The 14,545-nt window shown below is 74.9% G+C and carries 13 protein-coding genes; 4 read left to right on the plus strand and 9 right to left on the minus strand.

Going from position 1 to position 14,545, the window contains the following annotated elements; genetic code table 11:
- The first annotated feature begins 1 nt into the window (after position 1).
- Positions 2–991 (plus strand): N-acetylglucosamine kinase, encoded by a 990-nt coding sequence (locus tag QFZ62_RS10180; RefSeq protein ID WP_307505127.1) that lies wholly within the window; start codon positions 2–4, stop codon positions 989–991.
- A gap of 46 nt (positions 992–1,037) precedes the next feature.
- Here QFZ62_RS10180 and QFZ62_RS10185 read toward each other — a convergent pair whose 3' ends face one another.
- Complete coding sequence (locus QFZ62_RS10185; protein WP_307505130.1) at positions 1,038–1,826, minus strand: DeoR/GlpR family DNA-binding transcription regulator; 789 nt, start codon at positions 1,824–1,826, stop codon at positions 1,038–1,040.
- A 143-nt stretch (positions 1,827–1,969) separates the two neighbouring features.
- On the opposite strand from QFZ62_RS10185, the gene QFZ62_RS10190 reads away from it, so the two are divergent.
- Entirely contained in the window at positions 1,970–2,917 is a 948-nt protein-coding gene (locus QFZ62_RS10190; protein ID WP_307505132.1) for an ROK family protein, read from the plus strand.
- Positions 2,914–4,047, plus strand: a complete 1,134-nt coding sequence (gene nagA, locus QFZ62_RS10195) for an N-acetylglucosamine-6-phosphate deacetylase (protein ID WP_307505134.1) — start codon at positions 2,914–2,916, stop codon at positions 4,045–4,047. The genes QFZ62_RS10190 and nagA overlap by 4 nt, the downstream gene beginning before the upstream one ends.
- Positions 4,048–4,081: 34 nt before the next feature.
- Here nagA and QFZ62_RS10200 read toward each other — a convergent pair whose 3' ends face one another.
- The 5 genes from QFZ62_RS10200 to QFZ62_RS10220 all read right to left on the minus strand — a co-directional run bounded on the left by QFZ62_RS10200 (position 4,082) and on the right by QFZ62_RS10220 (position 9,292).
- Positions 4,082–4,999, minus strand: coding sequence for a carbohydrate ABC transporter permease (locus QFZ62_RS10200; RefSeq protein WP_307505137.1), 918 nt, complete (start codon positions 4,997–4,999; stop codon positions 4,082–4,084).
- Positions 4,996–5,967, minus strand: a complete 972-nt coding sequence (locus tag QFZ62_RS10205; RefSeq protein ID WP_307505140.1) for a carbohydrate ABC transporter permease — start codon at positions 5,965–5,967, stop codon at positions 4,996–4,998. The genes QFZ62_RS10200 and QFZ62_RS10205 overlap by 4 nt, the downstream gene beginning before the upstream one ends.
- Positions 5,964–7,301 carry an ABC transporter substrate-binding protein gene (locus tag QFZ62_RS10210; RefSeq protein WP_307505142.1) on the minus strand — a complete coding sequence of 446 codons (1,338 nt, stop codon included), beginning with the start codon at positions 7,299–7,301 and terminating at the stop codon, positions 5,964–5,966. The genes QFZ62_RS10205 and QFZ62_RS10210 overlap by 4 nt, the downstream gene beginning before the upstream one ends.
- Before the next feature lie 39 nt (positions 7,302–7,340).
- Positions 7,341–8,657 (minus strand): alpha-glucosidase/alpha-galactosidase, encoded by a 1,317-nt coding sequence (locus QFZ62_RS10215; RefSeq protein ID WP_307505144.1) that lies wholly within the window; start codon positions 8,655–8,657, stop codon positions 7,341–7,343.
- A 167-nt stretch (positions 8,658–8,824) separates the two neighbouring features.
- The gene (locus tag QFZ62_RS10220) at positions 8,825–9,292 is read right to left on the minus strand and encodes a VOC family protein (RefSeq protein WP_307505147.1); all 468 of its coding nucleotides are present in this window, start codon (positions 9,290–9,292) and stop codon (positions 8,825–8,827) included.
- 106 nt (positions 9,293–9,398) lie between these two features.
- Between QFZ62_RS10220 and QFZ62_RS10225 the strand changes: the two genes are divergently transcribed.
- Positions 9,399–10,394, plus strand: coding sequence for a YafY family protein (locus QFZ62_RS10225; protein ID WP_307505148.1), 996 nt, complete (start codon positions 9,399–9,401; stop codon positions 10,392–10,394).
- 27 nt (positions 10,395–10,421) lie between these two features.
- Here QFZ62_RS10225 and QFZ62_RS10230 read toward each other — a convergent pair whose 3' ends face one another.
- The 3 genes from QFZ62_RS10230 to QFZ62_RS10240 are packed head-to-tail and all read right to left on the minus strand — an operon-like array spanning position 10,422 to position 14,531.
- Positions 10,422–12,575, minus strand: a complete 2,154-nt coding sequence (locus QFZ62_RS10230; RefSeq protein ID WP_307505149.1) for an iron ABC transporter permease — start codon at positions 12,573–12,575, stop codon at positions 10,422–10,424.
- A gap of 13 nt (positions 12,576–12,588) precedes the next feature.
- The gene (locus tag QFZ62_RS10235) at positions 12,589–13,554 is read right to left on the minus strand and encodes an iron-siderophore ABC transporter substrate-binding protein (protein ID WP_307505150.1); all 966 of its coding nucleotides are present in this window, start codon (positions 13,552–13,554) and stop codon (positions 12,589–12,591) included.
- Between the two features lie 23 nt (positions 13,555–13,577).
- Complete coding sequence (locus QFZ62_RS10240; RefSeq protein WP_307505152.1) at positions 13,578–14,531, minus strand: ABC transporter ATP-binding protein; 954 nt, start codon at positions 14,529–14,531, stop codon at positions 13,578–13,580.
- Between the last annotated feature and the right edge of the window lie 14 nt (positions 14,532–14,545).

The following is a 14,545-nucleotide window of genomic DNA, read 5'->3' on the forward strand; positions in this document are numbered from 1 at the left end:
CGTGGCCCTGTTCCTGGGCGTCGACGGTGGCGGATCCAAGACCGAGTTCGTGCTCGTGGACGGGGACGGGCGCGTGCGCGCCCGGGTGCGGGGCGGGAGCTCCTACTACTTCGGCGAGGGACTCGACCTGGTCCGACGCGTCCTCGCCGACGGCGTGGCGCGCGTCACGGCGGAGGCGGGGATCGAGGCGACGGACATCGACCGGGCGTTCTTCGGCCTCCCCGGCTACGGGGAGGTCAGCGCGGACGTCGCGGCGCTCGACGCGCTCCCCCGCGAGGTGCTCGGGCACGCGCGCAGCACCTCGGACAACGACATGGTGTGCGGCTGGGCGGGCTCGCTCGCGGCCGCGGACGGCATCAACGTCATCAGCGGCACCGGATCCATGACCTACGGCCGCCGTCGCGGCCGCGGGCACCGGGTCGGCGGCTGGAGCGAGCTGTTCGGCGACGAGGGCTCCGGCTACTGGGTGGGGATCCGCGGGCTCAACGCCTTCACGCGCATGAGCGACGGCCGGCTGCCGCGCGGCCCCCTGCACGAGCTGATGCGGACGCGCACCGGCGTCGGCGCCGACCTCGACCTCATCGACGTGGTCATGAACGACTGGAAGGGCCGCCGGGCGGACATCGCCGCGCTCTCCACCACGGTCGTCGCGGCCGCCGGCCAGGGCGACGCGGTGGCCGAGCGGATCCTCGCGGACGCCTGCCGTGAGCTCGTCGAGCTCGTGCGGGCGACACGCACGCACCTCGGCTTCGCGGACGACGAGGTCGTCCCCGTCTCGTGCTCGGGCGGCATGTTCGACGCCGAGCCCCTCAGGCACGGCTTCCGCGAGATGCTCGCCGCCGAGCCGACGCCCACCGACCTGCGCCGGCCGGTGCTCGGCCCCGGCGTCGGCGCCGCGCTCTACGCGGCGACCATCGCGGGCACGCCGTTGAGCGCGGCGGCCGTGGACGCGCTCCGCGCGGACGCCGTGACCGCACCGCCGACGCCGTGATCGCGACCGGCGCCCCGGCGCGGGCCCGGGGCCGGGCGCGGGGGGATCACCCCGCGACGATGACCTCGACGCCGGCCGCGTCGAGCGCCCGCTGCATGTCGGCCTCGACCGGGAGGTCCGTCACGAGCACGTCGACGACCTCGAGCGGGGCGATCCGCGCGAACGTGGAGCGGGCGAGCTTCGTGCTGTCCGCCACCACGACGACGCGCTTCGCCACCGCGGCGAACTGGCGGCTGACGTCCGCCTCCCCCTCGTGCAGGGTCGTGGCCCCGAAGCGGGCGGTGAGGCCGTCCACCCCGAGCACGGCCACGTCGAGCGCCATGTCGGCCAGCGAGCTGGTGACCATCGGCCCGACCAGCTCGTACGACTGGCGGCGGGAGACCCCGCCCGTGACCACGATCTTGACGTGAGCCCGCACCGACAGCTCGTACGCGATGTTCAGCGCGTTGGTGACGATGGTCAGGCCGAAGTCCCGGTCCGGGCGCACGAAGCGCTCCAGTCGACCGAGCTCGCGCGCGACCTCGCTGGTGGTGGTGCCGCCGTTCAGGCCCACGGAGTCGCTCACGGCGATCAGGCCCGCGGTGGCCTTCGCGATCGCCACCTTCGCCTCCGCCTGGCGCGCGATCTTGTACTGCAGGGGCAGCTCGTAGCCGCTGCCGAGGGCGGCGGCTCCGCCGTGCGTGCGGGTCACGAGGCGCTGCGCCGCCAGCGTCGAGAGGTCCCGACGCGCGGTCGCCGCGGAGATCCCGAGCGCCTCCCCGATCTCCGCGATGCTCATGTTGCCGCGATCGCTCACGAGCTCGAGCAGTCGGTTGAGCCTCTGCTGCTGTGTCACTGGTCTCCCTGGTGGTCGCGTGACCTCGATCCTAGGGTCCGCGCATCGATCGGATGTGAGCGAACATGACGCGCGCGCGGGACTTCGATCATCATCCGCCGCCTACCATGCTCGAAGGCCCACGTGGGCCGCGAGAGGACCGCATGGACCCGACCCGATCAGCACCGCCCCGCCCGACGAGGGTGCTCGGGATCGACGTGGGCGGCACGACCGTCAAGGCCCGGCTCCTGGACGTGGGGACCGCGCGGCGGGCTCCCGGCGACGCCGCTCCCGCGTGGGAGCGGCGCATCCCGACGCCGGCCGACGACCCGAGCGCGCGCCGAACGGTGGAGGCGCTCGTCGCCCTGGTCGACGAGGCGCGCGGCCTCGGCGACGTGTCCGCCGTGGGGCTCGTCGTCCCCGGCGTCGTCGACGACGCGGCCGGCGTGTGCGTCGCCTCGATGTCGCTCGGCTGGCGGGACGTCCCCCTGCGCGACCTGCTGGAGCGGGCCGCCGGGGCGCCCGTCGCGTTCGGCCAGGACGTCCGGGCGGGCGCGCTCGCCGAGGCCGCCACGGGGGCCGGTGCCGGACGCCCGGGCGGGCTCGCCTTCGTCCCGGTGGGCACGGGCCTGGCGTCGGCGTTCGTCGCCGACGGGGAGGCGCTCGTGTCCGGCGGCTGGGCGGGTGAGATCGGGCAGGTCGTGCTGACGGGCCCCGCGCACCTCGCGGGCCTGCGGGTGGAGGACGTCGCCTCGGCGGGCGGTCTCGCGCGCCGCCTCGGCGTGCCGCACGCGCTCGCCGCCACCCGGCTCGTCCGCTCGGGGGATCCGGACGCGGTCGCCGCATGGCGGGACCTCGTCGCGGTGCTGGCCGACGCGCTCACCGGCATCGCCGCCGTGGCCGCACCCGAGACGCTCGTCGTGGGCGGCGGCCTCGCCCGCGCGGGCGACCTCCTGTTCGCCCCGCTCGCCGCGGCGCTGGACGTCCGCCTGGCGCACTCCCGGCGCCCCCTCCTCGCGCCCGCCCGGCACGGGGACGGCGCGGCCATGGTCGGCGCCGCGCTGCTCGCGGAGGACGTCCTCGCCGCCGGCGGGGTCGAGGCGCGCGCGTGACCGCCCTGCTGCGGGCGGACCGGCTCGTCACGGCGTCCGGCGACCAGGGCGAGGCCTGGCTGGTCGTCGACGGCGGCCGCGTCGTGCGGACGGGATCCGCCGACGCGCCGCCCGCCGACCTGGAGCGCCTCCCCGTCGAGCGGATCGCGGGCACCGTCGTCCCCGGTTTCGTCGACCAGCACGTGCACGGCGCCCTCGGCCGGGACTTCGGCTCGGCCGACGGGGAGGGCGCGCGGGAGATCGCCGCCCATCACCACCGCTCCGGCTCGACGCGCCTGGTGGCCTCGATCGCCACCGCCGCGATCCCCGACATGGCGCGCGCCCTCCGCACGCTCGCGCCGCTCGTCGCGGACGGCACCCTCGCGGGGCTCCACCTCGAGGGGCCGTGGCTCTCCCCCGCCCGGAGGGGCGCCCACCGGAGCTCCCTCCTGTGCGCGCCCACCGCGTCCGACGTGGAGGTGCTGCGAGACGCGGGGGGCGACGCCCTGTGCATGGTCACGCTCGCGCCCGAGCTCGACGGGGCCGAGGAGGCGATCGCCGTGCTCGTCGCGGGCGGCGTCACGGTGGCCCTCGGGCACTCCGACTGCACGGCCGCCGAGGCGCACGCGGCCGTCGACGCCGGAGCGCGGGTGGCCACGCACGTGTTCAACGGCATGCGCCCGCTGCACCACCGCGAGCCGGGGCTCGCCGGAGCCGCGCTCGCGGACGACCGCGTGGCCGTGGAGCTCATCCTCGACGGGCAGCACGTGGCCCGGGACGCCGCCGAGATCGTGCGCCGGTCGGCCGCCGGCCGGCTGGTGCTCGTGAGCGACGCCATGGCGGCGACCGGATGGAGCGACGGCGCGTACGAGATCGCCGGCTCGGCGGTCGTGGTCGCGGACGGCGTGGCACGGCTCGCCGACGGCACCTCGCTCGCGGGCAGCACCGGGACGGTCGCAGAGGGGTTCGCGCGGCTGGTCCGCGAGCACGGCGTGCCGCTGCCGGAGGCGGTGACCGCCTCGTCCGCCGCCTCCGCGAGGGCGCTCGGCCTCCCCGGGGTCGGGCTCGGCGCGGGCGACCGGGCCGACCTCGTCGTGCTCGACGACGACCACCGCGTGACCCGGGTGATGCGCGCCGGCGCCTGGCTCTGATCCCCGCCCGCCCGACCCCGGGCGGGCGGGACCGCTAGCCCTTCAGGCCCGAGAAGGTCATCGTGGCGACGAACTGCTTCTGCGCGACGAGGAAGAACAGGATCAGCGGCAGCGTCGCGATCACGTTGCCCGCCATGAGGAGGCTCCAGTCGGTGCGCCGCGTGCCCTGGAAGTTCGTCAGCCCCAGCTGCAGCGTGAACGCCTGGTCGTCGTTGATGGCGATCAGCGGCCACACCAGGTCGTTCCACGAGCCCAGCAGGGTGAAGATCGCGAGCGTCGCCAGGGCGGGCCGCGCCAGCGGGAGGACGATGCGGAAGAACACCTGCATGCGGGTGCAGCCGTCGATCATGCCCGCCTCCTCGAGCTCGGCGGGCAGCGAGAGGAAGAACTGGCGCATCAGGAAGATGCCGAACGCGGAGGCCAGCCACGGCACGATCGCGGCGCCCAGGCTGTCGATGAGGCCGACCCGCGCGAACAGCACGTAGGTCGGGATCATGAGCAGCTGCGTGGGGATCATGATCGTCGCGAGCACCATGAGGAAGCCGGCGTCGCGGCCGGGGAACCGCAGGCGGGCGAACCCGTACCCGGCCAGCGAGCAGAGCACGAGGTGCGAGGCGATGGCGGCCACCGACACGATGACCGTGTTCAGCAGCCAGTGCAGGATGTCCGACTCGGCGAACAGCCGCGCGTAGCCGTCGCCGGTGACCGACGAGGGGAGGAAGGCCGGCGGGAAGCGGTTGATCTCGCTCGCCGGCGTCACGGACGTGAGGAACATCTCCGCGAACGGGACGAGGAAGAGCACCGCGACCGGCACGAGGAGCAGGTGCCAGCCGCTGAACGGCAGGCCGCGCCGGGTGCGGCGGGCAGGGCGAGGCGCGCGGGAGGGCGGTCCGACGACCGCTGCGGCGGTCTCGAGGGGGCGGTGCGGCAGCCCCGGGGCGTCGACGCTCATCGCGTCGTCTCCTCGCGCGCCGCGGCACGGCGCTGCTGGACCGCGATCGACACGGTGGCGATGATCGTGACGAAGAACAGCCCGTAGGCGATGGCCGAGCCGTAGCCGAAGTCGAGCTCGCGGAACGCCGTCTGCCAGAGGTGGTAGACGATGGTCTCGGTCGCGTTCAGCGGACCGCCCCGGGTCGTCGTGTAGACGAGGTCGAAGAGCTGCACGGCCTGGAGCGTCATGTAGATCGCGACGAACGTCGTGACCGGCGCGAGCTGCGGCCACACGACGCGCCAGAAGATCTGCCAGGAGCCCGCGCCGTCGATGCGGGCGGCCTCGAGCACGTCGCCGGGCACGTCCTGCAGCGCCGCGAGGTAGATGACCGTGGTGAAGGCGGCCTGCCCCCACAGCGACATGATCGTGATGACGACCATCGACTGGGCGGGGTCCTCGAGCCACCCCTGCTGCGGCAGGTGGAGCACGCGCAGCACGTTGTTCATCAGGCCGAACTGCGGGTTGAAGAGGTACGTCGTGAGGATGCCGGTCGCGGCCGCGGAGGCCACGAACGGCACGAAGATCGCGGTGCGGTAGAGGCCGATGAACCGGATGCGGCGGTTGAGCGCCACCGCCAGGGACAGCCCCAGCAGCACGACCGACGGCACGAACAGCATCGTGTAGAGGACCGTGTGCAGCACGGCCCCGCCGAGCTCGGCATCGCCGACGAGCCGGACGTAGTTGTCGACGCCCACGAACTCCGCCTCGCTGAACCCGTCCCACTCCTGCAGGGACAGCACGAACGCCCAGACGGCCGGGAAGATCGACAGCCCGAGCACGATCACGAGCGCCGGACCGACGAACGCCCAGCCCTCGAGCGCCCCGCCGGTCCGGCGCCGGCGGCCGGCGCCGGCGGCGCGGCGCGGGGACGCGCTCCCGCCGCCGTCCGGGGCCGCGGCGCGGGCGGGCGCCGAGGTGGTCGTCATTCGTCGGCCAGCGCGGCGTCGGCCGTGTCGGCGGCGCGGGAGAGCGCGTCGGCCGGATCCCCCTGGCCCTGCAGCACGGCGGAGACGGCCTCGCCCACGGCCGCCGAGACGTCCACGTAGCCGGGGACCGTCGGCCGGGCGTGCACCGCGTTGGCGGCGTTCGCCTCCATCACGTCGAGGCCCGGGAGCTCGGCCGCCTTGGCTTGGAACTCGGGGGTGTCGGCCTCGCTCGAGCGCAGCGGCAGGTTGCCGTACGCGACGTTGAAGCGGAGGTCCTGCTCGGCCGAGGTGAGCCACCGGGCGAACTCGTACGACCAGTGGGCCCGGTTCGCGTCCTGGTGGTCGAACAGCGCCCAGATGTCCGGGCCGGAGACGGTCTGGTGGTCCCCGTCCGTGCCGGGCAGCACGGTCACGCCGTACTGCGTGCCCGCCAGCTTGAGGTCGTTCAGCTGCCAGGGCCCGGACGTGATCATGCCGATGCGGTCGCTCGCGAAGAGCTGGCCGGACTTCGTGTCCGTCTGATCGAGGTAGACGCTCTCGTCGTCGACGGCCATGCCCTGCAGCATCGTGAGCGCGTCGACGCCGGCCTCGCCGTCGAACTCCGACTCGGTGCCGTCCTCGCTGAGGATCTCGCCGCCGCGCTGCCACAGGTGCGGCCACAGCTGCCAGGTGCTCTCCTCGCTGCCGGACACCGAGTACGCGTAGCCGTACGTGCTGCTCGCGGGGTCGGTCAGCTCGGCTGCGGCGGCGCGGAAGTCCTCCCAGGTCCAGTCGGGCGTGGGGTACGCGACGCCCGCGTCGTCGAAGACCGTCCTGTTGTAGAGGAGGCTGATGTTGTCCACGACCGCCGGGAAGCCGATCGTCCGGTCGCCCGTGGGCTGCACCGTGCGGCGAGCGGCCTCCGGGAACTCGTCCCACGCGACGGCCGGGTCCGCCACCTGGTCGCTGATGTCGAGGGTGCGCTTCGAGCCCTCGAGCTGGCTCGCCCAGGATCCGAACGCGTAGGAGATGTCGGGGTAGGTGCCGCCGGCGAAGGACGCGGAGAGCTTCTGCAGCAGGTCCTCGGTCGACGACGCCCCGGGCGACAGCTCCAGCGTGACGTTCGGGTGCTGGTCCATGAACTCCTGCGCGAGGTCGTCGAGCAGCTGACCGGCCGCGTCGTCCTGACCGGTCCACATCGTGATCTCCACGGGGGCGGACGTGTCGAGCTCGGAGGACCCGGACGAGCCGGCGCAGCCGGAGAGGGCGCCGGCCGCCGTGACGGCGGCGAGCCCGAGGGCGAGGGCGCGCCGCAGGTGCACGCGGGGGCGGGGGCGGTGCGAGGGAGAGGACATCATCGTGCTCCGATCGGTGGGGGTGCGGTTCGGTCGTCGTCAGAGGGCGCTGGCGGGGAGCCGCTCGCGCAGCGGCTCGGGGAGGAGGTCGCCGTGGGCCGCGACCATCTCGTCGCAGAGCGCCCAGATGCGCTCGGGGGTGAGGGTGGAGCTCGCGTTCGGATCCACGAGGACGGCCTGGCGCAGCAGGCGCGGGTCGCCGGTGCGCATCGCCTCGACCGTGAGCTCGGCCACGGAGACGTAGGGGCGGTTGATCGCGGCGCACTGCACCGGCAGCGCGCCCATCGGCAGCGGGGCGATGCCGTCCGGTCCGACCGTGGTGGGCACCTCGACGACGGCGCCCTGCGGCAGGTTGTCGATGAGGCCCCGGTTCGGCACGTTGGCGTGGATCTCGCGCGGGGTGCCGGTCACCAGCGAGTGGATCACCTGCGGGGCATACTCGGCGGCGCCCTCCTCGAGGGCGAGCGGCTCGCCGGACGCGAGGGCGGACTCGGCGTGCTCGAACTCGGCGACGTTCTGCTCGCTGATCCCGATGTACTCGAGCGGCTGCAGCCGGAAGCGCTCGACCTGCTCGGGGGAGCGGAGGAACCACGGCAGGTACTCGGAGGAGTGCTCGCTGGTCTCGGTCGGGTAGAAGCCGATGCGCCGGAACATCTCCACGCGCACGCGGCGCTCGAGCCCGGGGTCGGCGCGGATGCGGTCGCGGAGCACGGGGTAGAGGTCGCGGCCCTCGTGGGTCCACTCCAGCATCCAGCTCTGGTGGTTGACGCCGGCGGCCCGGTGGACCGTCTCCTCGACGGGCACGCCGACGAGCTCGGCCAGGTCGTGGGCGGTCCAGTAGACGCTGTGGCAGAGGCCGAGCGCTGTGATGTCCGGCGCGACGACGGAGGCCCACCAGATGTTCATGGCCATCGGGTTCGTGTAGTTGAGGAGCACCGCGTCCGGGCACACCTCGCGCATGTCGGCCGTGAGCGCGGAGAGGAAGGGGAAGGTGCGGAGCGCCCGGAAGACCCCGCCGACGCCCGTCGTGTCCCCGATGGTCTGCAGCAGCCCGTACCGGGCCGGGATCTCGAGGTCGGTGCGCGTGGCGTCGATCCCGCCGACCTGCACCATGTCGATGACGAAGTCCGCCGCGTCGAGCGCGGCTCGGCGGTCGAGCGACGCCGTCACGGTGATCGGGCGGCCGAAGCGGTCCGCGAGGGCCCGCGTCGTCCCCTCCGCGACGTCGAGCCTCCGCTGGTCGATGTCGTGCAGGGCGATGTGGAGGGGGCCGAGGTCGTCGAAGCTCAGCAGGTCGGCGACGAGCTGGCGCGTGAAGACGACGCTGCCGGCACCCATGAAAGCGACTCGAGTCATGGGAGCGATCCTCGGGCACCCCCCTTCTCAGTGCAATGGCATGCGCGTTATCACCTCAAGGCGATCAAAACAAATCGTCATTGTGTGCCCTGGCCGTCCTGGCGGAGGACGGGAGCCGGGCGCGCGACCGACGCGGATCGCGGGCCCGGCTCCTCCCGTGCGCCTGCTCAGCCGGCGGCGGGGGCCCGCACGTCGAGGACCCACGTCACGCCGAAGCGGTCCGTGAGCATGCCGAACCCGGGCGTCCACGCGGACGCGGCGAGCGGCTCGACGACGGTGGCGCCGTCGGCGAGGCCCCGCCAGTACCCCTCCACCTCCTCGAGCGTCTCGCCGCGGACGGACAGGAAGAAGGTGCGGTCGGTGAGGGTCGCGCCCTGCTCGCGGGTGGTCGTGCCCGCGATGGCGGCGGGGTCGGGGTCGTCCTGGCCGGGGATGTCGTACGCCATGACGCGGAAGCCGTCCTCGCTCTCGAGCTGGCCGAAGACGAGCCCGTCGGCGCCCGGTGCTCCCGCCGGCATGCCGTAGTCGGCGTAGGTGGCGCTGGTGATCCGCCCGCCGAAGACCGAGCGGTAGAACTCGAGGGCCGGGCGCGCGGTGCCGCGGAGGTTGAGGTGCGTGGTGGTGACGATGCTCATGGTGCGTCCTTCTGATCACGGGGTGGTGCGGCGCGTTCCGCCGCATGGACGACGATGCCGGGAGAAGAGGTCAGTTCCGGTCCTCTTCCTGCGCCACGATGGATCCATGACCGGGAGCACGTCGCGCATGCTGTCCCTCCTGTCGCTGCTGCAGACGCCGCGCGACTGGCCGGGGCAGGTGCTCGCCGCGCGCCTCGACGTGAGCCCGCGCACCGTCCGGCGGGACGTGGACCGGCTGCGGGAGCTGGGGTACCGGATCAGCTCCATGAAGGGCCCCGACGGCGGGTACCGGCTGGCCGCGGGATCCGAGCTGCCGCCGCTGCTGTTCGACGACGAGCAGGCGGTGGCCATCGCGGTCGCGCTGCAGAGCGCGCCGGCCGGCGGCGTGGACGTCGACGAGGCCGCCGCCCGGGCGCTCGCGACCGTGCGGCAGGTGATGCCGTCGCGGCTCCGGCACCGCATCGACGGGATCCGCTTCACGGGCACGGAGGCCGCGACCCGGGTGGATCCGGCGGTCCTCGAGACGGCGAGCGCCGCGGTGCGCGACCACCTGGTGCTCCGCTTCGACCAGGCCGGGCGGGACGGGGCGCCGCGCCGGCTGGAGCCGCACGCGATCGTCGCGCGCCACAGCCGCTGGTACCTGATCGGGTGGGACCTCGACCGGGACGCCTGGCGGACGTTCCGCCTCGACCGGATCGCCCCGCGGACCCCGACCGGACCGCGCTTCGCACCCCGCACCCTGCCCGCGCCGGATGCCCGGACGTTCCTGGCCGCGCGATCCAAGGGGTCGGCGGACGAGGACCGCTGGCCGTGCACCGGGCAGGTGCTCATCGGGCTCCCCGCGCGCGACGTCGCCCCGTGGATCGGCGACGGCGAGCTGGAGGAGGTGAGCGCCTCGTCGACGCGCGTCACGATCGGCTCCTGGTCGTGGACGGGGATCCTCGCGGCCGTCGCCCGCTTCGACGCCCCGTTCGAGGTCGTCGGCCCGGAGCCGCTCCGCGAGGCCGCCCGCACGCTCTCGGGCCGGTTCCGGGATGCCGCCCGGCCGGTCGACGACGTACCGGAGGACGACGACCGGCCGGAGGACGACGACCGCGGATGAGCGCGCGGCGATCCGGGCGGATCCGCCCTACCGCCCCCGAGTGGCCCGCCCCCGCCCGAGCAGCCACACGAAGTAGGGCGTGCCGACGAGCGCGGTGACGAGTCCGGCGCCGAGCTGCCCGGGGGCGATCACGGTGCGGCCGAGCAGGTCGGCGAGCGTCACCAGGGCGGCGCCCAGGAGGACCGCGACCGGCAGCACGCGCGCATGCCGGGAGCCGACGAGCGCGCGGGCCGCGTGCGGCGCGACCAGGCCGACGAAGCCGATGACGCCGACCGCCGCGACGGCCGTCGCGGTGAGCACCACGGCGGTCGCGAGGGCGATCAGGCGCGCGCGGCCGAGGCCGACGCCGAGGAGGCGCGGGGTGTCGTCGTCGAGGGCGACCAGGTCGAGCATCCGATGCCGCGGCGCCGCGACCGCGACGGCGAGCGCCACGGCGGCCAGCACGGGCAGGGCGTCGTCGAGGCCGCGCCCGTAGGTGGATCCGGAGAGCCACGTGAGCGCCTTCGTGCCGTCGAACGGATCGGTGAGCACGATGATCAGGCTGATCGCGGCGGCCGTGCCCGACGAGACGCCGACGCCGATGAGCACCAGCCGGTTCTGCGGGAATCCGCCGCGCGCCGCCAGGCCGAACACGACGGCCGCCGCGGCGACCGCCCCGAGGCCGGCCGCTCCTGCGATGCCCCAGCCGGACGCGAGCGGCACGGTGGTCACGAACAGCACGGCGCCGAGGCCCGCGCCGCCGGAGACGCCGAGGATCGCCGGATCCGCGAGCGGATTCCGGGTCACGGCCTGCACGAGCACGCCGGCCAGCGCGAGGGCCGCGCCCGCGAGCACGGCGGCGAGCACGCGGGGCACGCGGGTCTCCAGCACGTAGCTGACGACGGGGCCGGCGGTGCCGCGGATCCCGTTCACCACGTCGCCGAGGAGCAGCTTCGCGTCGCCGAGGAGGACGGCCGCGACCAGGAGGCCGACGAGCACCGCGACGAGCGCGCCCATGACGAGCGCGGCGCGCCGGCGCGTGATCACGCCGTGCCGCTCGGTGGGCGCGGGCGCGGCGCTGTCGCGGGTGCGCACGGCGAGCACCACGAGGACCACCGCGCCGATCGCGGACGTGACGAGGCCCGTCGGCACGGACACCGACGCCTCGGCGCCGATGGCGGCCCGGAGCGCCACGTCGGCCAGCAGCACGACGGCCGCGCCCATCAGGCCGGCCGTCGGGATGAAGACCCACGACCGGCGGACGCCCGGGACGAGGCGGCGGAGGGGCCGCACGAACGCGGGCGCGTACAGGCCCACGAAGCCGATCGGGCCGGCGACCGTGACGGCCGCGGAGGCGAGCAGGACCGAGGCGAGCACGGCGATCACGCGGGTCGCCCGCACGCCGACCCCGAGGCTGCGGGCGGCGTCGTCGCCGAGCCCGAGCGCGTCGAGCCGACGGCTGACGAGCACCAGCACCACCAGCGCCGCGACCACGACGGGCGCCATCTGCGCCACCGCGTCGCCGCCGTTCTGCCCGATGCCGCCCTGGCCCCAGCGGTAGAGGCCGCCGGTGCGCTGCGGGAAGAGGAGGAGGAGCGCGCTCGTGACGGATCCGAGGCCGAGCGCGAGCGCGCTGCCCGCGAGCACGAGGCGCACGGTGCCGGATCCGAGTCCCGAGACCGCGAGGACGATGGCCGCCGCGACGAGCCCGCCGACGAACGCGACGCCCGCGCCGGCGAGGACCGGCAGGGTCAGGCCGGTGACGGCGGCGACCGCGAGGGCCGCGTAGGCGCCCGCGTTCACGGCCAGCGTGTCGGGCGACGCGAGCACGTTGCGGCTCACGGTCTGGAGGGCGGCGCCCGCGGCTCCGAGCGCGAGGCCGACGAGGATCCCGGCGGCCATGCGCGGCAGGCGCGACGCGACCACGACGGACGCGTCCCCCGGGGTCGCGCGGCCGGTGAGCGCGTCCCAGACCTCGCGCGGGCCGACCGCGGCGGTGCCCTGGGTGACGTCGATCGCCGCGAGCACCACGACGACGAGCGCCAGCAGGCCGACGACCGCGACCGCCCGCACCGGGATCCGGCCGGCCCCGTCGGCGCGCGTGACGGCGGCGAGCGACGGGACGGGGGCCGGGGTCCCCGCGTCGACGGTGGCGGGTGCCGCCATCTTCGACGCGGGAGCGGTGCGGACGGGCGCGGTCACGGGATCGGCGCGATCAGCTCGTGACGATGTCGACGACGGCGTCCGCGTACGCCGCGGCCGAGGCCGGGCCGCCGAACGCCCAGATGCCCGCGGGCATGCGGTGCACGTCGCCGGCCTGCACGAACGGCAGGGAGTTCCACACGGCGTCGTCCTTCAGCGTCTCGGCGAAGAGGTCCGGGCCGAGCACGTCGTTGGTGTTGTAGAGGAAGCGCACGTCGTCGCCCAGGGTCGTGAGGCCCTCGACGTCGGTGGCGGCGAGGCCGTAGGCGGGGTCGCCCTCCCCCGTCCACGCGTTCTCGAGGCCCAGCTCGACCGCCACGTCGCCGAAGAGCGAGCCGGCGGCGAACGGGCGGATGGAGACCTGGCCGGCGCTGACGTAGCCGTCCGCGAAGAGGAAGCGGGATCCCGACGCGCCCGCCGCCTCGATGGCGGCCGCGCCGTCCGCGATCGCCCGGTCGTACGCCGCGATGACCTCGGTCGCGCGGTCCGCGGTGCCCGTCGCCTTCGCGATGAGCTCGAGGTTGTCCTCGCTCTGCTGGATCTGCTGCGACGCGTCCGCCGACTCGATCTGCAGCACGGGCGCGATCGCCTTCAGCTGCTCGATGGCGTCCGCCGGCAGGTCGGTGGTGGCGACGATGAGGTCGGGCGCGAGCGACGCGACGGTCTCCACGCTCGGCTCGCCGCGCGTGCCGATGTCCGCCGGCTCGTTCGTGAGCGGCACGGCGGCCGACCAGGCGCTGTAGCCCGCGACGTCCGCGACGCCGACGGGCTCCACGCCCAGCGAGACGAGGTTCTCCACGACGTTCCACTCCGTGCCGACGACCTTCGTCGCGGGCCCCTCGAGCGTGACCTCCGCGCCGGTGCCGTCGGTGAGGGTGATCCCCGCGCCGCTGGGCGTGGACCCTTCGCCCGTGGACGCCTCCTCGGTGGTGCCGCACGCGGTCAGCGTGAGCGCTGCCGCGGCGGCGAGGGCGGTCATCGCCAGGGTTCGTCGTCTCGTGATCACGGGTGGAGCCTCTCGTTCCTGTGGTGGTGGCGGGCGACCGCGCGCGTGCGCAGGCTGCCCGTCGTCGGGTCCGCGTGGACCTCGACGGGGATGCCGTAGACCTCCGTGAGGAGATCGGGCGTGAGCACCTCGGCGGGGGTGCCGGTCTTGACGATCCGGCCGTCGTGCAGCAGCGCGACGGTGTCCGCGAGCGCCGCGGCCTGATCGAGGTCGTGCAGCACCACGCCGACGGCGATGCGTCCGTCGTCGGCGAGGTCGCGCACGAGGTCGAGGAGCTCGACCTGGTAGCGCAGGTCGAGGTAGGTGGTGGGCTCGTCGAGCAGGAGCACGCCGGTCTCCTGGGCGAGGCAGCTCGCGAGCCAGACCCGCTGGAGCTGGCCGCCGGAGAGCTGGTCGACGCCGCGGTCGGCGAGGGCGACGAGGCCCGTGAGGTCGAGGGCGCGGTCGACGGCGGCGCGGCCGTCGGGATCCGCTCCGCCGAAGCGGCCGCGGTGCGGGTAGCGGCCGAACTCGACGACGTCGCGGACGCTGAGGCCGCCGGGCGTCGGGCGGCCCTGCGTGAGGAGCGCGACGCGACGGGCGAAGCGGCGGAGGGAGAGGTCGAGGGCGTCGGTGCCGTCGGTCCCGGTCGCATCGGTACCCGTGCCCTCCTCCCGGAGGGTGAGCGATCCGGAGCGCGCGGCCTGCAGCCGGGCCATCGTCCGCAGCAGGGTCGACTTGCCGCTGCCGTTCGGGCCGACGAGGACGGTGACGCGGCCCGGCCGGAGCTCGAGGTCGGCGCCGTGGACGACCTCCGTGTCGCCGTACGCGACCGTGACGTCGCGCGCCGTCAGGGCGGTGGCGGCGGGACCCGCGGGGTCCGGGGCGGGGCTCGCCGGGGCGGGCGCCGCGGGCGTCGGATCCGTGTCCACGGCGCGCGCGATCGGCGAGGTCGGAGCGGGGGAGGTCACGGTAGGTGAGGTTA

The organism is Clavibacter sp. B3I6, from assembly GCF_030816895.1.
In the GTDB taxonomy this organism is placed as follows: Bacteria; Actinomycetota; Actinomycetes; order Actinomycetales; family Microbacteriaceae; genus Clavibacter.

Coding starts and splice junctions, on each gene's coding strand:
- QFZ62_RS10190 (WP_307505132.1), top strand. CDS start 1,970: ATGGACCCGACCCGATCAGCACCGCCCCGCCCGACGAGGGTGCTCGGG.
- QFZ62_RS10200 (WP_307505137.1), bottom strand. CDS start 4,999: ATGAGCGTCGACGCCCCGGGGCTGCCGCACCGCCCCCTCGAGACCGCC.
- QFZ62_RS10205 (WP_307505140.1), bottom strand. CDS start 5,967: ATGACGACCACCTCGGCGCCCGCCCGCGCCGCGGCCCCGGACGGCGGC.
- QFZ62_RS10210 (WP_307505142.1), bottom strand. CDS start 7,301: ATGTCCTCTCCCTCGCACCGCCCCCGCCCCCGCGTGCACCTGCGGCGC.
- QFZ62_RS10215 (WP_307505144.1), bottom strand. CDS start 8,657: ATGACTCGAGTCGCTTTCATGGGTGCCGGCAGCGTCGTCTTCACGCGC.
- QFZ62_RS10220 (WP_307505147.1), bottom strand. CDS start 9,292: ATGAGCATCGTCACCACCACGCACCTCAACCTCCGCGGCACCGCGCGC.
- QFZ62_RS10225 (WP_307505148.1), top strand. CDS start 9,399: ATGACCGGGAGCACGTCGCGCATGCTGTCCCTCCTGTCGCTGCTGCAG.
- QFZ62_RS10235 (WP_307505150.1), bottom strand. CDS start 13,554: ATGACCGCCCTCGCCGCCGCGGCAGCGCTCACGCTGACCGCGTGCGGC.